Source organism: Nostoc sp. FACHB-888 (assembly GCF_014696655.1).
Lineage (GTDB): Bacteria > Cyanobacteriota > Cyanobacteriia > Cyanobacteriales > Nostocaceae > Nostoc.
Genome location: NZ_JACJQM010000019.1, coordinates 74,929 through 94,512 on the forward strand (window position 1 = coordinate 74,929; position 19,584 = coordinate 94,512).

Sequence of the window (19,584 nt, forward strand, 5' to 3'; positions counted from 1 at the left end):
ATTTATAACTCATAAGTAAGCTTTACAACCATAAATCTTAAAATAGTAAACTTCAATACACCGCTCGATCAATTTTTGCGATCGCTGCATTGAAAATTAACAGGCATAATTTAATACATCAAATACAGTAATTTAAAGAATAATTTAGACTTCTCCTGAATCTAAAGCTTCTTTACTTCAGAAGCTCGGAGAGCCAAAATAATCAAGTGGTGAGTCTTACTCCCCCACTGCAAGCATTGCTGAATTCTGGCAATTCATAAGACTCAAGGATTTAACGCAATTAACTGCTTGTTTCTCTATAGACAGGGGAATTTCAATCCAGAACTCAGTTCCTTGTCCAGGTTCTGATACACATCTCAGTGTTCCCCCATGTTTTTCAACTACAATTTGATAGCTAATTGATAAACCTAATCCTGTACCCTTACCTACAGGCTTAGTTGTGAAAAATGGATCAAACAGTCGTTCCTTAACTGCTTCTGTCATTCCTGAACCATTATCAGCAATTCGGATAACACACTGTGTTTCGATGACTTGCGTAGTAATTGTAATTTTATTAGGATTAGCCTGAATTTCTGCGATCGTTCGTTTATCGTTATAATTTTCGAGCGCATCGATGGCATTACTGATAATATTCATGAATACTTGATTGAGTTGGCCAGGGTAGCAATCGACCAAAGGCAAATTTCCATAATTTTTGACCACTTTGATCCCAGGATGATCAATGTTATTCTTAAACCGATTCTGTAAAATCAGCAAAGTACTATCCAGTCCCTGGTGAATATCAACAGTTTTCTTCTCCGCTTCATCAAGACGAGAGAAATTCCGAAGAGACAAGACAATTTCAGAGATCCTTTCGGCTCCTACTTGCATCGAACTTAGGATTTTGGGTAAATCATTTAGTAAAAAGTCTAACTCAATTTCCTCAGTGTATTCTTGAATTTCTAATACAGGATTAGCATAAAACTGTTGGTAAAGATGCACAAGCCTTAACAGAGACTGTGTATAATCTTTTGCATATTTTAGATTTCCGTAAATAAAGTTAACGGGGTTGTTAATTTCGTGAGCAACTCCAGCAACTAACTGTCCCAAACTAGACATTTTCTCAGCCTGAACTAGTTGGGCTTGAGTTTGCTGTAGCTCCTGGAGGGATTTTTCTAATTTTTTAGTCTGAGCCTCAGCAATTTCCGCTAGATTCTCCTTGATTTGCAATGCACTCCGTAGTTGTGCCCTTTGCTGTTTAAGTTCGCTTGTTAAGTTTCTAGCATCAGCCAAAGCGGTGTTCTGGGCTTGCAGTAGAAATAGGAAATCAACAATCGGGTCGTGAATCGCAAAGTCTTTGAGTTTAAGACCCAGAGGAGCCAGACTAATTGTATCTGTAATCCAGGGAGAACCTAGAAAAAATATAACTTCCTGCTCTGGTTGATACATCATCTGACCCTTGAGCTGCATTCCATTGTGGAGAAACTCTAAAATAAACAGTGCACGAGACTGTTGACTAATAGCATCAAAATCAACCAAAATTTTTGGACGATTTATTTGGAAATGCTGCTCAATCAATTTACCAACTAGTGGTTCAGGACTAATCCGCCCTAAAACATCACCAGCTTGTACAATTTCTCGATTACGGCTAAAGGCAAAGTGGAAGGGAAAAGCTTTCGCCAGAAGCTCTGGCGAAAGCGTAAGGTGAGGAGAAGCCATGCTACACTCAATTTGGTTTATAAATCACTAAAAATTCATCATGTTCAGCACCCTCATCCCGATTCTGGGTTTGAGTAATATCAACTTCTGTATCAAACCTGTTTCCCAATCCCTGAACTAGTCCAAGAATCATTGGCGTTAGCCCTTCTCTATCAGAGCGATAATGTAAGCTCAAAGAATTTTCTTCCATATCAGTACACTCAAATGATGGGGGCTGGAGGTTGGGAAAGCTAACTCCCACACGAGCATGAAGATTATCAAGGTTTTCTAAAAATTCAGGTAGTGTATCTCCACTCATATCCATCATTTCGCCATAGCCTTCTTGGGCTGTGTACTGAACCCAGAATTCTCCAAAAGCTTGCATAATTTGTTGGGTAGATAAGCTCAGAACGACACTACCAGCTTTGACGAGCTTGTGGGTCATGTCATCGGGATAGCCTTCCATATTGAGAAAAACATCTATGTCGACCTCTGCTTTGTGCTTAATTTCTTTCCAAGTCTCTTCGCCAAAGCGACTGCATACCATGTCTTGAATTGCTTTATTTACTAACCCGTACATGGAAGCCTCCTCATGACTGTACCTAATTTTGCTTTGTAAATTTAAGCGAAACTTAACAACTGATTCCCTAAAAGGGTTATTTAAATCACAAGGTTTTCTGTAGTTAAACCTTGAAATGTTTTATTACAGCTTTAAAAGCCCAAAAAATAAGGAAAACTGTTCGCATTTTAATGCTAAAAATACTCATTCTTACAACCGTATTTTCACTTATTCGGTTTTCCCACTACTTTGCTATTTTAATTTTCAAAAATACAAGCAGCAAAAAAAAGAGGTCTTTACTGACCTCTTACCAATTCTCTAAAATAATGTTTTATCTACAGTAATTACGACAAGCCAGCATTAGTACCTTGCTTACCAGTTGCCAGTTCCACCTTGATGATTGTGCCGCCTGCTTTTTGAATGCGTTGCTGTTCACGGAACCAGTTCTCATAAGGAACTAATTTAGTAAAGTAAGTATTTTGGAGTTCGCGTTGGGTACGAATTCTGGTTTGGCTGGGAACTAGAGCAGTAATTTTAAACAAACGGGACATATTTTCAAAATCTCCTGTAAACTTTGTGAAAACTTTTTTATCTCAAAATCTTGAGTGCAAATCTTTTAATTATTCAAAGGCTGGAAATCAAACATCAATACTAGACCACCAACACTCATCAATGATAATTTACCAAGATAAGCAATATAACGTTCTAGCACTCACGGTTGATTTCCAGACCTTAATAAAGTCGCACCTAAATTTTTAAGCGCAAACTAGTTCTTAGCTTAAGCCAGAAGAGATATAGTCTAGGTAAACACCCATTTCCTTACCAGCATCAGAACCAACCAAGCTAGCGGTTACTTCCTTGATTGCTTGGATAGCTTGCACGGTAGCACCAACGGGAACTCCTAAAGAGTTGTAGGTTTCCTTCAAGCCATTTAATACACGCTCATCCAAAATGGAAGGATCGCCAGCTAACATAGCGTAGGTGGCATAGCGGAGGTAATAGTCCAAATCACGGATGCAAGCTGCATAGCGGCGAGTGGTGTACATGTTGCCGCCGGGACGGGTGATGTCAGAGTATAGCAAAGATTTTGCTACAGCTTCTTTAACGATCGCAGCAGCGTTAGCGCTGATGGTGCTAGCAGCACGTACCCGCAGTTCGCCAGTTGCGAAGTAGCCTTTTAGCTTTTGTAAAGCAGAAGAGTCTAGGTATTTACCTTGAACGTCTGCGGAGTTAATTACAGCGGTAATTGCGTCTTGAGCCATGTTGTTAATTCCTTATTTCCAACCGTATTGCAATACTTCTGTTTCGGCAGAGAAACAGCATCACCTTATAGCAGGGCACCAACTAAGTAGTCGAAGTAACTACCAGCTTCAGCAGCATCATCACCAGACATCAATGTAGTAGCTACATTCTTGAGTCCACGGATACCTTCAGCAACACCATCGATAGGAGTTCCTAAGGACTTGTACATTTCGCGGACACCGATAACACCAATTTCTTCGATGGGGGTAACATCACCAGCAACGATACCGTAGGTAACGAGGCGGAGGTAATAATCTAGGTCACGCAGACAAGTAGCGGTCAATTCTTGACCGTAAGCGTTACCACCAGGAGATACAACATCAGGACGCTTTTGGAACAGTTGATCGCCAGCTTGCTTAACCAGCCGTTCGCGATTTTCTGTCAAAACTTGAGCAATCCGCACACGGCGCTCACCACTAGCAACAAAGGATTTGATCCGATCCAATTCACCAGGGCTGAGGTAGCGAGCTTCTGCGTCAGCATTCACGATAGCTTTCGTGACGATACTCATTAATGGATTCCTCCAAATACGAATGAAACCAGGATTTGATTATACTAGTGCGACTTTAAATTCGGTTCACTGAGTTCCTTTTCTCGTTCTTTTAGATACAACAGTTCAATAACTGTTACGGCTAATGAATTACGAGTTTTCTTTAGTCAACACAAGTAAACAAGCTTTGAAACTCAGTTACCTTCCGCAAAACATTTTCCGGCATTCTGTTGAGCATTTATTACTGCTCTTAACACTTTGTAATATTGTTTTTCAGAATTTCGGGTTTTAGCCCTAATCTGAGAGCAATATTACGAAAGGTTACGAAGGAGAGAGGGGGAAGGGAACAGTAAATAATTTGTACCCTACTCCCTACTCCCTACTCCACCGATATGTTACCTGCTTGATGGGAAGCGGTTGTAAGGTACAACATCTTCACCGAAGTAGCGGCTATATTCTGGGCTATCGATTATTGCTTCTACAGCAGCCGACAAACCACTATTAGCTAGCAGATTGTTATACTGGGAGATTTCTTCCTGATCTGCGGGTGTACGCCCCAACAGATGGCGGAAGAGGAACTCAATCACCTTGGCATGAGGATAAGGTAATAAGAAGCGCTGGCGATAGATTTCGGAACTAGCTAGTTCACGTACAAACTCCCGGACGGAAATTTCACCATTCTGGAGTTTGCTGTCTAAGTCAGTACGGCGGAAATTATCAGGCACTTCACTGCTAAATACATCCAATACCTGACAGTAAATGGCGTTGATTGCCTGTTGTCTTTCGGCTTGGTTTGTGTTTTCAGTTAGACGGTAAATGCGTGCATGTTTACGCACAGCCACTTCCACAGGTTGTTCGCTACCATCGTTGTAGGAACGACCCAGTTCAGCAAATGAGGGCTTACCATTTGTTTGCGCTGCTATATCTGCGATCGCCTGCACCAAAAGCGGAGTATCGTTGCTAACTCCTACACGCGGTTGCACTGGCTTAAAGCTCGGTACAACTACGTCATCGTTTTGCTTGGTAAGCTGGTTGTACAGTTTCTCCGTATTCGGGAAGTTTGCCGCAGGTAGAGTCGGGAAGCGACGGTAAGGCACCGTATCTTCACCAAATACCTGGTTATATTCCACACTATTTACCAAAGCAGCAATAAAGGCACGAATACCTTGAGTAGCCAAAATCTGGTTATACTTGCGGATTTCTGCCTGGTCTAGTGGCGCACGTCCCAAGAAATGTTTGGTTCCCAACTCAATCACCTTGGTGTTGGGGTAAGGTGTGTAGAACTCTTTCAGGTAGAGGTTAGAATAACCCAAACCTTCAATAAACTCCTTCACACTAATTTCGCCATTCCCCAGCTTGCTTTCCCATTTTGTAAATTCGTTTTTGGCGATGTAGGGTGCAACATCCCGCTCAAAAATTTGACGATATGCAGCACTGATCAAAGTTTGCACTGCAACTTTGTCACTGATATTCGCTACCAGCTTGAAGATTTTGGTTTGTTCGCGTTGCTTGCTGACGCCTTGGTTAACGCGGAACTGAACATCTGGTTCTGACCGTTTTTCTGTAACACTACCCAATGTCACAAAGCTCGGTGTTACTTCTTTCTGAACTTTCGCCGCAACATCTTCACGAATGCTACCAACGCGCAATTGCCGCCCTGATACACCACCAGGAGTCAGATACCGTTCGTAAGGAATTGTGTCTTCACCAAATGCTTCAGTGTATTCTACGCTGTCAATAATGGCATCAACCACCGCGTAAAAGCCTTGTTTTGAAGCAATGTCAAAGTACTTGTTGAGTTCTTGACGACCATAAGTCGGGCGACCCAACAAGCGACGGTGAATATACTCGATCGCTTTACAAACATAGAGCGATGTCCAGTACAGATTACGGAATACATCCGACTTAGCCAAAGCACGGATAAACTCCCGTACAGAGATATCGCCGTTTTCCAGCTTGATTTCCAATACCTTCGGACGCTGACCTTCGTAGAGATCACGACCGAAAACTTGCAAGTAAGCAGCTTTAATCACTGCCTGCGTAGAGCTTTCGGAGAATTTGACACTAGAACCTTTGGCAGCCTTTCTACCAATAGTACCAGGCAGTTGATCTAATTTGAACACCTTGGGCCCAAGAGTACCAGGAGCTTCACCCCGCGCTTTGGGATTGCTATTTTGGTTATTAATCCCTGCCCCTTGGTGAATTAGGATGCGCTTGGTATCCTTGCCAAAAGGAGCCGGACTGGTGCTGGGGTTGCGAGTTTCTTTCGGGAAAATCGCCCCAAACTGAATTTCCAAGGGGTCATTTCCAGAACCATAGGGATGTTGGTCTGGTAGTGGTTGCTCGTAAGCAGCAAATGTGGTAATAAACTGAGGTATCTTGCGGAAAGGCGCACTGTAGTTAAACAGGTCTTGCTGCGGTCCCCAGTTGCGACATTCTTGTGCCTCTTGACCAAGACCCCGGAGGTAAGGTACTGTTTCTTCGCCAAAATAGTCGCTGTATTCAGCAGAATCTACTAAGGCATCTACTAAGGCTGGCAGACCACCATTAGAAACAATCGAGAAGTATTTTTGTACTTCTTCGCGGCTACTCGGACCCCGTCCCAAAATGTGACGGAAAGCTAGTTCAATGACTCGGCTGTTAATAAAAGGCTGGTAAAACTGTTTTTGGTAAAGGGGAGATTTAGCTAGACGACGAACAAACTCCTTCATGGAAATGTCGCCATTTTTCACCTTGGATTCTAGGTCAGATATCGACAAGCTATAAGCACGGGTAATATCGCGCTCAAAAATTTGCCGATATGCAGCCTTGATTACCTCATTTTTTTCGCTACTTGACAACCCAGTTTTCATCACAAACTTGGGACGCCGTTCTGCCGCATTAAAGTAAATTTGCGGCAGTTCCAACCCTTGCTGGTCGCTAGAGGGGCGTTGGCGAACTTTAGTTGAAGGTGTGGCTGCTTTGAATTCTGTTAGCAAAACATCCATGTACTGAGACACAATTTCTGTAGCCTCAGCATCTTTGCGGAAAAAGGAAAGTGACCCGGCTTTGATTTCTTGCAAAGCTACCAGCGTTGCTTCACCAGAGCAGGCATTTTCAATGATTTCCCGCAAACCCCGTGTATTCACCGCTATGATGTTGGGGTCGCCAGCAACGATCGCATAAGTAGCGTAGCGCAAGAACCAGGATAAATCCCGCAAGCTCTTGGCCATGTTGCTTGGGCCATATCGAGCAATGTTAATTGGTCTGAAACCTGGAGGTATCGGACCACTGGGGGATGAGTTAAATATTGATCGTAAATTTTCTAGGAACCCACCACGACTTTCAACGTAGGTTACAGTTCCCAGTTGCATCCCTTGCTGAACATTAGCACCAGCACTAACAGGTATTATTTCTACTTCTCTAGGCTTTTCTAAAAAAGCCATAGGCGAACCACCGACAAAAATCCGGTTGGCAGCGCGAGATACAATAATCTCGGCATTATCCGTCAGCGTCTGGGAAATTTCTAGACGCTTTGCACCAGATGCAAAATAGCTTGCCAGTTCATTTAGTTCACCATTTCCCAAAAAGCGGTCTTGCTGCTCGGCTTGGGTAATTGTCGCTACAGCTAGGGTTTGATATAGTTGCGGACGCGCAACTGAGCTTCCACCACTTGCCTTAACACTCATCGGATTTGTAAAACTCCCATCATAATCATTTATGTGTTAAGTCTGGGTCGCTTTGAGGCTTGACACATCGGTGCGTCTGTGCTTTATCAGCTTGAGAGTAGTGCCTGCAAAACTGCCAGTAAATTAACCCGGTTAGCTTTTAGATTAGAACGTTTTGCGTTCTCAAAGCTGGTTTATTAAGAACTGTGTAGAACCGTAGCTTAGATACATCCAATCTTAAGAGTACATACTCTTGTTTGGCTGAGACAATATCTAAGTTTTGTAACCAGGTAATAGGTTAGGCATGGTCTACTAATGCCGCAAACCTCTATTTTGAAGTTTGTGCCTGTGTCTACCCTACGATTATTACAACTTATACAAAATTTTAGTTGAAATCAAATTGCCTACGGTAATGTCGGTGGACAGTAGCCATTAGCCGATGTTAAGTTGTTTTTGCTACTGGCAGCTAAATATTCATAAATAACGCCGACGGCAAATAATTCTTCAATCTCGTTGAATTCAGCTTTAGCTATCAACATTGTATATAGGGAAAATACTATGAACAAAAGTTGTAAATTTAACTATTTATTCAATGCTACACTGTCTGCGATCGCAGTTATTTTGCTTATCACTCCCGTAAATGCGCTTCCAGAGCAAAACATCAGCACCGTTGTGAAGTGGGCAAAGACCAAACCTCAACTACCAACTCTGAGATACAACAACGAAGCCCACGGCTACGACGGTACAAAGGGAAATTTATACTTTTATGCTGATGTCACTTCTCAAAATGGGACAGTGAATAAAGAAGGCATAACCGTTAGTGGTGATAAACGCCTCAAATTCACCACAAAAAATGCCAATGCAATGAAATTGTTACAAAATATTTATAATTCTAATATTGCCAATGACTTCCAGAAGTCGCGATATATCACCAAAGTTGGACGCGACCAGTATTATCGCGGACAAAAGTTTGCTTACATCGCTGCTGAAGTGCAGGGTGGCTCATCATTGCAGATAATTCCCTTGAATAAGTTGCAAGAGTTTATAGATAATGCCAAATATTGCCAAACCAATCAGTGCGACATTTAATTAAGGATTTCCAAGAAATAAACTAACCACAGAGACAAGGCAGCGCGGTCTTGGGGGTTTCCTCCATGAGCGGCTGCCGCGCAGAGAACACAGAGAGAGGAGAAATAGAGAAGATTTTTGTGTCAGTGTTGGGATATTTTTTATTTGGGAGTCTCTTAAGTCTGTAGCCTGTAATTTACATACGCATTATTAGTAAATAAAGGCACGCAATCACTTACGTTATAGGCGGCGGACAGTTCAACATCTGACTCAAAACCTTTTTCAATCAACTCTTTACCCGAACTGCATTTTTTCAAGTACCCCAGTAAATCCTGCTGGAAAGCTTGAAATGTTGTTACAGCGACTTCGGCTTCTGGTGATAGACTGCCATCTAAATAACTGAGAATTGCCCCAGCACCAATTAAATCTTCAAATGCAGGGCGGAGGCTACCATCTTCTTTCCACCTTTCACCGGCAGGAATCACAGCGATTTTATCACCATACTTTTGAGCAAACTGCGCTACAGCTTGGCAATTTCGCAAGCAACCAGCCAAAGTTGGTGTATTCCCTGTATGTAAAGTAAGAATTGAACCATTAGGTGACGGTAAAACTAGTCTAGTTCCAGTAGGAATCTGAGTCATCGATTTTGGCGAGAGAGAATATCCACTTGTTGTCCAACGTTGTCTATGACTTGCTAACTCTGCTTGCACTGATTTGGCATAATCTATGGCTGATTCATCTTTATATGCGTAGGGAAAAATTATCGCGCCGTTGCTGGTGGCAATTTCCACACAGGTAGAAAAAGAGAGAACGTCAACTATTACAATTACATTACTTACGGGAGCAAGTTGAGCAACACCTTGTGAACCCCATTCACAGCGTAAATTAAACTCTGATTGGTTGTAAATCATTGGAGCGATCGCAATTATTTGTCTACCTGAAGTGTCCAGCATTCGCTAAACTCAGAAATGCTGCGTTATTCCTCATCATGTCCGATTCCCAAACTGTTAGTGCTGCTGTTGCCAAACTCTACAATACCTACCCCTTTCCGCCGGAAGCCCTATTGGATGAACCACCCCCAGGTTACAACTGGCGCTGGAATTGGCTAGCCGCTCATAACTTCTGCATAGGTCAAAAACCCCAAAGGCAAGATATTCGGATTTTAGATGCAGGTTGTGGTACTGGTGTGGGTACAGAGTACTTGGTTCACCTCAATCCTCAAGCTTCTGTTGTAGGAATTGATCTCAGTACTGGCGCTTTAGCTGTAGCAAAAGAACGTTGTCAGCGTTCAGGGGCTACCCGCGTTGAATTTCATCACCTCAGCTTGTTTGATGTGGAACAGTTACCGGGTGAGTTTGATTTAATCAATTGTGTTGGTGTTTTGCATCATACCTCCGATCCAATTCGTGGTATTCAAGCTTTAGCGAAAAAGTTAGCCCCAGGCGGGTTAATGCACATTTTTGTGTACGGGGAGTTGGGACGTTGGGAAATTCGACTCATGCAAAAAGCGATCGCACTTCTTCAAGGTGACAAAAAAGGCGACTACCGCGATGGTGTCCAAGTCGGACGACAAATATTTGCTTCTTTACCAGAAAATAATCGAATTGTCAAATACGATAAACAGCGTTGGTCATTAGAAAACCACAAGGATGAAAACTTTGCTGATATGTACGTTCATCCCCAGGAAATTGATTACAACATTGAGACGCTGTTTGAATTAATTGATGCTTCGGGATTGGAGTTTATTGGTTTCTCGAATCCGAGTTTCTGGGATTTGGAGAGACTTTTAGGCAAAGCACCAGAGTTACTAGAACGGGCAAAAGCTTTGAGCGATGCCTGCGGCGGGCAAAGCCAACGCCAGGTTTACCGCCTGATAGAATTACTTGATCCAGAAGTAACTCATTACGAATTTTTCCTCGGTCGTCCTCCCTTAATTAAGTCCGACTGGTCAGACGATAACGCCCTACTGGCAGCGATTCCCGAACTTAATCCTTGTATTGAAGGATTTCCTAGCCAATGTTTCTTTAATTACGATTACCAGATTGTTAATTTATCTGTACCAGAGTTTGAATTTATGCAAAAGTGTGATGCTAATTCAACAGTGGCAGAGATTCTAGCAGGTGTGCAACTGGGATTGGATGGGGTAAGAACGCTTCTTCAGCAGCAGCTGATTTTATTGACACCTGTTTAATTACACTTGACGTTGATACTAAGTTAAGATTTGTCAATTTATACTCGTGGTGAAGAGCGATCGCCGATCACCACTTTTGGCAAATTAATGTAAATTAGGAAAGTGCCTAAGAAACTAGGGTATTGTACATCCCAAAAGTTGGAGCTTTCTGGAATTCAGCAGTGGTGCGATATTTAATGACTTGCCGCTACTCTACAATTTCTGATTTGCGGTACGTTCATACGCTCCTCAAGCACCAGTTGATTTTATTGACACCAACTTAATTCAAACTTTGGAGGATAATTATTCACTCAAAAAAACTGGAATTGGAAGAAATTTTGAATTTTCAGGCAGCACTTATTGATTATTCGTCCACACGCTCCCTCACATGATTAGCCGCTCTCTCGCTTCTGTGAGCGCGATTTTACTGACTGCCTGATGTTGACAAGAAGTTAATTGTTTTTTCCTAAAGTATTGTTACCGGATCGTGATATGATTCAGCTGACTGAATGTGCAGTCATCATATTTAACTGTACTGGTTTCAAGTCCCGTGAGCTTGTCAGACGAATCAATTGCGCCCACTCCGACAACGCAACAAGATGCTAAAACTGGTTCTGGAGACACAGAATCAGGTAACTCCATGCAAGAGTTCCATCAACTCTTCCAGCGATTATTGGTAATCACGCTTGTCTTGACGGGGGTTATTTTTATCTCTGTGTGGATTTTTTATTCCTTAAACATTGCCCTAAATTATTTAATTGGGGCGTGTACAGGTGTGGTTTACTTAAAAATGTTGGCTAGAGACGTTGAGCAGCTTGGTAGTGAGAAAACCAGTCTGAGCAAAACTCGTTTTGCTCTGTTTATTGGAGTGATGATCGTGGCAAGTCGATGGCGTGAGCTACAGATTCTGCCCATTTTTTTGGGATTTCTAACTTACAAAGCCACGCTCTTCGTCTATATGGTGCAAATTGCGTTCATTCCTGATTCTTAAAAAGTCAGGCTCACAAAGATAGTAATCCCATCCTCGCTCGTTGGGGAAAATGCTTGAAGAATGCAAATGCTTAGTGTCTTAAACGCCTTTAATTCTTTTCCCCTCGCCGCATTAGAAGTAGGTCATCATTTCTATTGGCAGTTGGGCAATCTTAAAATTCATGGGCAAGTTTTTCTCACCTCATGGTTTGTGATTAGTATTCTAGTAGTGGCTTCAATAGCTGCTACTCGCAACGCACAAAGAATTCCCAAGGGCATCCAGAATTTGATGGAATATGCCTTAGAATTTATTCGTGATTTGGCAAAAAACCAACTTGGTGAGAAAGAGTACCGCCCTTGGGTGCCATTCATTGGCACACTGTTCTTGTTTATTTTCGTATCGAACTGGTCAGGCGCACTAATTCCCTGGAAGCTCATCAGGCTACCTTCGGGCGAATTGGCAGCTCCCACCAATGACATCAATACGACTGTTGCATTGGCATTGCTAACCTCCTTAGCGTATTTTTACGCAGGTTTTAGCAAACGGGGTTTAGGCTACTTTAAGAAATATATAGAGCCAACACCTGTTTTATTGCCGATCGCAATTCTAGAAGATTTCACCAAGCCCCTCTCCCTAAGCTTCCGTCTATTTGGTAATATTTTGGCGGATGAATTGGTAGTAGCGGTACTGGTGCTGCTAGTTCCTCTATTTGTACCTCTGCCTGTAATGGCCTTGGGTTTATTTACCAGTGCCATTCAAGCCCTGGTTTTTGCCACCCTAGCCGGAGCATACATTCATGAGGCAATGGAGGGGCATGGCGGAGATGAACATGAGGAGCATTAAACTTCTCAGTTGATAGCACAGTTCCAAGAGCATATTCGCTCAAAACATCGCAAAGCGCGATCAAAGCACTTATGTGCAGCGTGAAAACCACGTTTCTAATCGTTAACGTACTTTTGTTAGTTTTGTAATCAAAGCAAGGAAAATCAACATGGATCCATTAGTTCAGGCTGCTTCAGTTCTCGCTGCTGCTTTAGCGATTGGTTTAGCTGCAATTGGCCCTGGTATTGGTCAAGGAAACGCTGCTGGACAAGCAGTAGAAGGTATTGCTCGTCAACCTGAAGCAGAAGGAAAAATTCGCGGTACTCTGCTATTAACCTTGGCATTCATGGAATCCTTGACTATCTATGGTCTAGTAATTGCCCTGGTATTGCTGTTTGCTAATCCTTTCGGCTAATATCTGAAAATTTTTGCGAGTGTGGAGACGTGAATCATCACGCCTCTACAATCGAGAAATGTTTTGGGTATCTCAATAGTTATAATGTTCAGTTGACCCTTGTTGGCTATGGGTCTCTAAAATTATGAAAGGTTGGATGATGTTGCTAGCCATGAAAACTGCTACTCCAGCCAAAGAGGAGACAAATGTTTGATTTCGATGCTACCTTGCCCTTCATGGCATTGCAATTCCTGCTATTAGCAGCTTTGTTGAATGCAATTTTCTATAAGCCACTGACCAAGGTACTAGACGATCGCGATAGTTACATCCGAACGAATACCCTTGAGGCGCGGGAGAGCTTGGCTAAAGCCGAGCGCTTGGCTACCGAATATGAGCAACAACTCGCAGACGCTCGCAGACAATCGCAAGCTACCGTAGAAGCAGCTCAACTTGAAGCTAAGAAAATTACTGCCGAGAAAATTGCTGAAGCCCAAAAGGAAGCTCAGTCTCAACGAGAACAAGCTTCTGTTGAAATAGAACAACAAAAGCAAGAAGCTTTTAGCACCTTAGAGCAACAAGTTGATGCTCTAAGCAGGCAGATTCTAGAAAAACTATTGGGGCCAACTCCAGTTAGATAAGCTAACTAGACTGGCTCTGTGAAAGCATACGCGCAACTGGGCCCTAGTCCAGAGCGCAAAATTTAAGTGTCAAATAAAGGCACTTTTTCCCTTCTGGGGAAAGATACTTAATTTCCTTACGGGGAAAAGATACTTAAAATCTCCTTCCCTTGGAAAAAATACAACGTATTAGCAAGCGAGCAGCGCACTTGTAAATGGGTATCATGGGGACATTCTTATTACTTGCCGCAGAAGCGAACGCTGTTCACTCTGAATTGGCAGAAGGCGCAGCAGAAGGTGGTTTCGGTCTAAACCTAGACATTTTTGAAACCAATCTGATTAATCTAGCGATTCTGGTTGGCATCTTATTCTACTTCGGACGTAAAGTTTTAAGCAATATCCTGAACGAGCGACAATCCAATATTGCCACCGCAATTCAGGAAGCAGAAGGGCGCTTAAAAGAGGCAAAGATATCTCTTTCCCAAGCGCAAGAGCAGTTGAAGCAATCTCAGGCAGAGGCAGAACGCATCCGCCAATCGGCTGTAGAAAACGCCCAAAAGACGAAAGAAGCCTTGTTAACGAAGGCAGCGCAAGACGTAGAACGCTTGAAACAAACAGCAGCAGCAGATTTAAACACCGAAACAGAGCGAGCGATCGCTCAACTACGGCAACGAGTTGCTACACTAGCATTGCAAAAAGTCGAATCGCAACTCAAAGGCGGGATTGCCGACGATGCTCAACAAAGTTTAATTGACCGCAGCATCGCACAACTGGGAGGCAATGTATGACAAGTCAAGTAGCGGCAGCCGAAGTAGCCCAACCTTACGCACAGGCACTTTTGTCAATAGCGCAATCGAAAAATTTGACAGAAGAGTTCGGGGAAGATGCGCGTACTTTCCTGGGACTGCTCAGAGCAGACAAACAGCTACACAACTTCTTCAGCAACCCGTTTATTCAGGCTGAGAACAAAAAAGCTCTCATCAAACAAATACTCGGTGAAGGCTCTAACCCCTACTTACGCAACTTTTTGTTGATATTAGTAGACAAACGCCGCATTGCATTCTTGGAATCTATTTTTCAACAATATCTGGCGCTGTTGCGGCAGCTGAATCAAACCGTATTAGCGGAAGTAATTTCAGCCGTTCCCCTCACAGAAGCTCAACAGCAGGCAATCATTCAAAAGGTTATTGCCATCAGTAATGCTCGCCAGGTAGAACTAGAAACCAAGGTAGACAGCGAGTTAATTGGTGGTGTGATCATTAAAGTAGGCTCGCAAGTAATTGATGCCAGTATCCGGGGTCAGTTGCGTCGCCTTTCATTGCGCTTAACTAATAGCTAGAAAGTTAGGAGTTAGAAGTTAGGAGTTAGGAGTTAGAAGTTAGGAGTTAAGAGTTAAGTAAACAATAATTTATTTTGACTTTTAACTTTTAACCTTTGCTTTTTTAACTCATCGCTCTTAACTCATCACTCTTAACTCATCACTCCTAACTATTGAATTTTCCCGTCTCGAAAGCAAACAAGATAGACACATGAGCATATCAATTAGACCTGACGAAATTAGCAGCATTATCCAACAACAAATCGAGCAATACGATCAAGAGGTCAAAGTTGCTAACGTTGGTACTGTCCTACAAGTAGGCGACGGTATTGCCCGGATTTATGGTCTGGAAAAGGCTATGTCTGGGGAACTTTTGGAATTTGAAGATGGTACAATTGGCATCGCCCAGAACTTAGAAGAAGACAACGTAGGCGCGGTGCTTATGGGTGAAGGGCTAGAAATTCAAGAAGGTAGCTCTGTAACCGCTACCGGTAGAATTGCCCAAGTACCCGTAGGAGAAGCCTTAATTGGACGAGTTGTAGACGCTTTGGGTCGCCCCATTGATGGTAAGGGAGACATCAAATCCTCAGAAAGCCGTTTGATTGAATCTCCAGCACCCGGTATCATTGCTCGTCGGTCAGTACACGAACCCATGCAAACGGGTATCACAGCTATTGACTCAATGATTCCTATCGGTCGTGGTCAACGGGAATTGATTATTGGCGACCGTCAAACAGGTAAAACTGCGATCGCGATCGACACAATCATCAACCAAAAAGAAGAAGATGTAGTTTGTGTATACGTTGCGATCGGTCAAAAAGCTTCCACCGTAGCTAACGTGGTGCAGACATTGCAAGAAAAAGGCGCAATGGATTACACCATCGTTGTCGCAGCTAGTGCCAGTGAACCAGCAACACTACAATACCTAGCTCCTTACACAGGCGCAACTATTGCTGAGTACTTTATGTACAAAGGCAAAGCTACCCTGGTAATTTATGATGATCTTTCCAAGCAAGCCCAAGCTTATCGCCAAATGTCACTACTGCTGCGTCGTCCACCCGGACGCGAAGCTTACCCCGGAGATGTATTCTACATTCACTCCCGCTTGTTAGAAAGAGCCGCCAAGCTGAGTGATGAATTAGGTAAAGGCAGTATGACCGCCCTACCAATCATCGAAACCCAAGCTGGTGACGTTTCGGCATACATCCCCACCAACGTAATTTCCATTACCGATGGTCAGATATTCCTATCTTCTGACTTGTTCAACGCTGGTATTCGTCCAGCTGTGAACCCAGGTATTTCTGTATCCCGCGTGGGTTCTGCGGCGCAAACCAAGGCAATGAAAAAAGTTGCCGGTAAGATTAAATTGGAACTAGCCCAATTTGACGACTTGCAAGCCTTCGCTCAATTTGCTTCTGACTTAGATAAAGCCACTCAAGACCAGTTGGCACGGGGTCAACGGTTACGCGAACTTCTCAAGCAGCCACAAAATTCGCCACTCTCAGTATATGAGCAAGTAGCAATTCTTTACGCTGGTATCAATGGTTATTTGGATGACGTTCCCGTAGATAAAGTCACAACCTTTACCCAAGGTCTGCGGGAGTACTTAAAGACTGGTAAAACCCAGTATGCCGAAGGAGTAAGAGCCTCCAAAGCACTAGGTGATGCAGAAGAAACTGCCTTGAAGGAAGCACTTACCGAATACAAGAAGACCTTCAAAGCAGCAGCGTAATTAGTCATCAGTCATTAGTCATTAGTCATTGGTAAATAACTAATGACTAGTGACAAAGCGCAAAGTCTGAGCGGAGGTTTCCTCCGTTCCCCGAAGGGGTTGCCGCAGGCATCAGAACTTTGTAAGAGAGGACAAATGACAAATGACTAAGGACTAAGGAAAAAAATATGGCCAATCTAAAAGCAATACGCGATCGCATTCAGTCGGTCAAAAATACCAAAAAAATCACAGAAGCCATGCGTCTCGTAGCTGCGGCTAGAGTGCGGCGAGCGCAAGAACAAGTGCTAGCGACTCGCCCCTTTGCCGATCGCTTGGCACAAGTATTGTATGGTTTGCAAAGCCGTCTGCGCTTTGAAGAAGCAAACCTGCCACTGCTGAGAAAAAGAGAAGTTAAGTCAGTCGGGCTATTGGTAATTTCAGGCGATCGCGGTCTATGCGGCGGCTACAATAATAACGTTATCCGTCGTGCAGAAAACCGCGCCAAAGAAATCAAGGCAGAAGGTTTAAATTATAAATTTGTGTTAGTCGGACGCAAATCTACACAATACTTTCAACGCCGTGATCAGCCTATTGATGCTACCTATAGCGGCTTAGAGCAAATTCCCACCGCAGCAGAAGCAAATCAGATTGCCGACCAACTACTTTCCTTGTTCCTTTCCGAAGAAGTAGACCGCATCGAATTAATCTACACCAGATTCCTTTCCTTGGTTAGCTCCCGTCCTGTGATACAAACCTTACTGCCCCTCGATCCGCAAGGTCTAGAAGCAGCCGATGATGAAATCTTCCGCTTGACAACCCGTGGCGGTAAATTTGAAGTCGAACGGGAGAAAGTGACTAGCCAAGTCCGCCCGTTAGCCCCTGACATGATTTTCGAGCAAGATCCAGTGCAGATTCTCGATTCACTGTTGCCCCTGTATCTTAGTAACCAGCTATTGCGAGCGCTCCAAGAATCGGCAGCTAGTGAACTAGCAGCCCGGATGACAGCTATGAGTAATGCTAGTGAAAATGCTGGTGAATTGATTAACACCCTCACGCTGTCTTACAACAAAGCCCGACAAGCTGCAATTACCCAGGAACTCTTAGAGGTTGTTGGTGGTGCTGAAGCACTAACTTAGGTACAGCTAATTATTTATTTGTAGTGCTTTGTAATATATAGCCAATTGCTAATTATTTTAAGATTAGTAATTGGCTGTTTTTAGTATTTGGGACTTTTGATAGATCACATTGACGATATATGGTAATATGCTCAACTCAACCTACGCCGATTTAGCTTTTAGCCTTAACCCAAGCGTAGTGCGGGATATAGATATAGGTCGCCAATACGCTTGGATTAAGCAAATTTATCTGTTAAGGCAGGTAGAGAGAGTAGCGGAGGCTGGCATTGCAGGGGGAGAAAAAAAGCTTAACTGAACTGTATTGGTATATAGGCAATTATGCACTGAGGTTTATAAAGATACCCTGTATTTCTCAGCAGTGCTGGCATTAACCAAAAATTTTTTGTCGGTGACACATTTCCCAAACTGCGTATTATAATTGAATTATGAAGCGCATGGGTCCGTCACGGTTTCGACAGGTTGGCGAACGCTGCTCTGTGATTCAGGTCGAGAGTGAGTCTCCTCTCGGAAATCAAAGGCTCAAACAAAAAGTAAATGCGAATAACATCGTTAGCTTTGCTCGTAAGCCTGCTCTAGTAGCAGCTGCCTAAAAACCTCTTACAGGTTCGAGCGTCTTTAGTTTGACTCCGTTAAGGACTGAAGACCAACCCCCAACGGATGCTCTAGCAAGCGTTCTCTGGTTGGCTTGTTAGCTAAGATTAAATCAGAGCATCCTACGTTCGGGATAATGAACGATTCCCGCCTTGAGGGTCAGAAAGGCTAAACCTGTGAATGAGCGGGGGGTCAATACCCAATTTGGACAGCAGTTCGACTCTGCTCGGATCCACTAAAAACAGTTAACAAGTCCACCTGGTATCTACTATCCAGGTGGATTTTGTTTTTTGCCATGTAAAGACAGCTAGTTATACAGCAGTTTTCCTTTGCATAAAGTGCAAAGCTACGGGCTTTGAGGCAGGAGGTAGAAACTTTTTATATTTAAACCTTAAGTCTTGCATTTTGTACCTTACTTACTTGCAACCTGCTGTATTTCCCCTTATTGACCTGACTTCAACCCCATTGAAATGTTATGGTCACAACTAAAAGCTTTTCTGTGTCGTTTTGCACCAAAGACTTCGGAAGTGATTCATAAGTTGCTAATTGCTATGTTACTCAGCTTTCCTCAACACTTCCAAAATTGGTTTACCTATTGTTGTTATTGTATCTCCTAACAGCAAAATCCTCTGTAAGTGGGATAAATTCTAGGATAGATTTAGGCTTTAATTATTCTGTTCCTGGGGTTGTTTACGTGGGCTTCCAAACCTTCTTCCCCTTGTTTTAAGTACCCGTCTTAATCGGTCTGCACTCAAGCTTACTTGACGCTCAGATGCCAGTTTTTTTGCGAGTTGTTTTGAATTATAACTCTGCGGTTCTTGGGCTAAACAATTTTCTAGATAGACCAAGTCTGATTCCGAATATCGGGGTTTTCCTCCTCGACCAGGAGCGTCCCACAGACCTGCTAAACCCATCTTTTCCCAACGATGAAGGGTTTGACGTACTGTTGAAATTGCCCAGTTCAAGCCTTTAGCAATTTGCTCATTTTTTAAGCCACGAGTATTCAGGAGTAAAACTTGAGCACGATCCTTGGTGCGTTGAGGAACATCTTTGGCTTTTCTTAACTCTTCTAAAGTCAGCTTTTCTTCTTCAGTTAAAAAGACTTTCAATCG

The 19,584-nt window shown here is 43.1% G+C and carries 20 protein-coding genes and 1 other RNA gene; 12 read left to right on the forward strand and 9 right to left on the reverse strand.

The annotated features are described in order from the left end of the window. Positions 1 to 216 precede the first annotated feature (216 nt). From H6G26_RS14545 to H6G26_RS43765, 7 genes are all read right to left on the reverse strand, one after another. Complete coding sequence (locus H6G26_RS14545; protein ID WP_190729936.1) at positions 217 to 1,698, reverse strand: ATP-binding protein; 1,482 nt, start codon at positions 1,696 to 1,698, stop codon at positions 217 to 219. 7 nt (positions 1,699 to 1,705) lie between these two features. Beyond that, the gene (locus tag H6G26_RS14550) at positions 1,706 to 2,257 is read right to left on the reverse strand and encodes a heme NO-binding domain-containing protein (RefSeq protein WP_190729937.1); all 552 of its coding nucleotides are present in this window, start codon (positions 2,255 to 2,257) and stop codon (positions 1,706 to 1,708) included. Positions 2,258 to 2,580: 323 nt separating this feature from the next. Next, positions 2,581 to 2,787, reverse strand: a complete 207-nt coding sequence (locus H6G26_RS14555; protein ID WP_190729938.1) for a phycobilisome linker polypeptide — start codon at positions 2,785 to 2,787, stop codon at positions 2,581 to 2,583. Between the two features lie 222 nt (positions 2,788 to 3,009). Then, on the reverse strand, positions 3,010 to 3,498 hold the full coding sequence (gene apcB, locus H6G26_RS14560; RefSeq protein ID WP_100899351.1) for an allophycocyanin subunit beta: 489 nt from the start codon (positions 3,496 to 3,498) through the stop codon (positions 3,010 to 3,012). A 65-nt stretch (positions 3,499 to 3,563) separates the two neighbouring features. Next, positions 3,564 to 4,049 (reverse strand): allophycocyanin subunit alpha, encoded by a 486-nt coding sequence (gene apcA / locus H6G26_RS14565; RefSeq protein ID WP_100899350.1) that lies wholly within the window; start codon positions 4,047 to 4,049, stop codon positions 3,564 to 3,566. Positions 4,050 to 4,423: 374 nt separating this feature from the next. Continuing rightward, the gene (locus H6G26_RS14570) at positions 4,424 to 7,696 is read right to left on the reverse strand and encodes a phycobilisome rod-core linker polypeptide (RefSeq protein WP_190729939.1); all 3,273 of its coding nucleotides are present in this window, start codon (positions 7,694 to 7,696) and stop codon (positions 4,424 to 4,426) included. Between the two features lie 383 nt (positions 7,697 to 8,079). Beyond that, on the reverse strand, positions 8,080 to 8,214 hold the full coding sequence (locus tag H6G26_RS43765; protein ID WP_277883873.1) for a hypothetical protein: 135 nt from the start codon (positions 8,212 to 8,214) through the stop codon (positions 8,080 to 8,082). 19 nt (positions 8,215 to 8,233) lie between these two features. Here H6G26_RS43765 and H6G26_RS14575 point away from each other — a divergent pair, with 19 nt between their 5' ends. Next, positions 8,234 to 8,764 carry a hypothetical protein gene (locus H6G26_RS14575; RefSeq protein ID WP_190729940.1) on the forward strand — a complete coding sequence of 177 codons (531 nt, stop codon included), beginning with the start codon at positions 8,234 to 8,236 and terminating at the stop codon, positions 8,762 to 8,764. Between the two features lie 155 nt (positions 8,765 to 8,919). On the opposite strand, the gene H6G26_RS14580 is transcribed toward H6G26_RS14575, so the two are convergent. Beyond that, positions 8,920 to 9,696 (reverse strand): 2-phosphosulfolactate phosphatase, encoded by a 777-nt coding sequence (locus tag H6G26_RS14580; RefSeq protein ID WP_242053719.1) that lies wholly within the window; start codon positions 9,694 to 9,696, stop codon positions 8,920 to 8,922. Positions 9,697 to 9,731: 35 nt separating this feature from the next. Between H6G26_RS14580 and H6G26_RS14585 the strand changes: the two genes are divergently transcribed. The 11 genes from H6G26_RS14585 (at position 9,732) to ssrA (ending at position 18,710) form a co-directional block, all read left to right on the forward strand. Continuing rightward, positions 9,732 to 10,934, forward strand: a complete 1,203-nt coding sequence (locus H6G26_RS14585; RefSeq protein ID WP_190729941.1) for a class I SAM-dependent methyltransferase — start codon at positions 9,732 to 9,734, stop codon at positions 10,932 to 10,934. A 529-nt stretch (positions 10,935 to 11,463) separates the two neighbouring features. After that, positions 11,464 to 11,904: an ATP synthase subunit I gene (locus H6G26_RS14590; RefSeq protein ID WP_190729970.1), complete on the forward strand. Its 441-nt coding sequence runs from the start codon at positions 11,464 to 11,466 to the stop codon at positions 11,902 to 11,904. A gap of 60 nt (positions 11,905 to 11,964) precedes the next feature. Beyond that, on the forward strand, positions 11,965 to 12,726 hold the full coding sequence (gene atpB / locus H6G26_RS14595; RefSeq protein ID WP_181984851.1) for a F0F1 ATP synthase subunit A: 762 nt from the start codon (positions 11,965 to 11,967) through the stop codon (positions 12,724 to 12,726). A 148-nt stretch (positions 12,727 to 12,874) separates the two neighbouring features. Further along, positions 12,875 to 13,120: an ATP synthase F0 subunit C gene (gene atpE / locus H6G26_RS14600; RefSeq protein ID WP_012411162.1), complete on the forward strand. Its 246-nt coding sequence runs from the start codon at positions 12,875 to 12,877 to the stop codon at positions 13,118 to 13,120. A gap of 185 nt (positions 13,121 to 13,305) precedes the next feature. Further along, positions 13,306 to 13,737 (forward strand): F0F1 ATP synthase subunit B', encoded by a 432-nt coding sequence (locus H6G26_RS14605; protein WP_190729942.1) that lies wholly within the window; start codon positions 13,306 to 13,308, stop codon positions 13,735 to 13,737. A gap of 194 nt (positions 13,738 to 13,931) precedes the next feature. Then, positions 13,932 to 14,504 carry a F0F1 ATP synthase subunit B gene (locus tag H6G26_RS14610; protein WP_190729943.1) on the forward strand — a complete coding sequence of 191 codons (573 nt, stop codon included), beginning with the start codon at positions 13,932 to 13,934 and terminating at the stop codon, positions 14,502 to 14,504. Beyond that, a complete protein-coding gene (atpH, locus tag H6G26_RS14615) occupies positions 14,501 to 15,055 on the forward strand; it encodes an ATP synthase F1 subunit delta (RefSeq protein ID WP_012411165.1) in 555 nt (184 codons plus the stop codon). The genes H6G26_RS14610 and atpH overlap by 4 nt, the downstream gene beginning before the upstream one ends. Before the next feature lie 190 nt (positions 15,056 to 15,245). After that, positions 15,246 to 16,766 (forward strand): F0F1 ATP synthase subunit alpha, encoded by a 1,521-nt coding sequence (atpA, locus tag H6G26_RS14620; protein WP_190729944.1) that lies wholly within the window; start codon positions 15,246 to 15,248, stop codon positions 16,764 to 16,766. A 167-nt stretch (positions 16,767 to 16,933) separates the two neighbouring features. After that, entirely contained in the window at positions 16,934 to 17,881 is a 948-nt protein-coding gene (locus tag H6G26_RS14625) for a F0F1 ATP synthase subunit gamma (protein ID WP_190729945.1), read from the forward strand. A gap of 127 nt (positions 17,882 to 18,008) precedes the next feature. Next, the gene (locus H6G26_RS14630) at positions 18,009 to 18,176 is read left to right on the forward strand and encodes a hypothetical protein (RefSeq protein WP_190729946.1); all 168 of its coding nucleotides are present in this window, start codon (positions 18,009 to 18,011) and stop codon (positions 18,174 to 18,176) included. 141 nt (positions 18,177 to 18,317) lie between these two features. After that, positions 18,318 to 18,710: a transfer-messenger RNA gene (ssrA, locus tag H6G26_RS14635) on the forward strand. A gap of 427 nt (positions 18,711 to 19,137) precedes the next feature. Here the strand turns inward: ssrA and H6G26_RS14640 are convergent. After that, on the reverse strand, positions 19,138 to 19,581 hold the full coding sequence (locus H6G26_RS14640; protein ID WP_190729947.1) for a helix-turn-helix domain-containing protein: 444 nt from the start codon (positions 19,579 to 19,581) through the stop codon (positions 19,138 to 19,140). Positions 19,582 to 19,584: the final 3 nt, after the last annotated feature.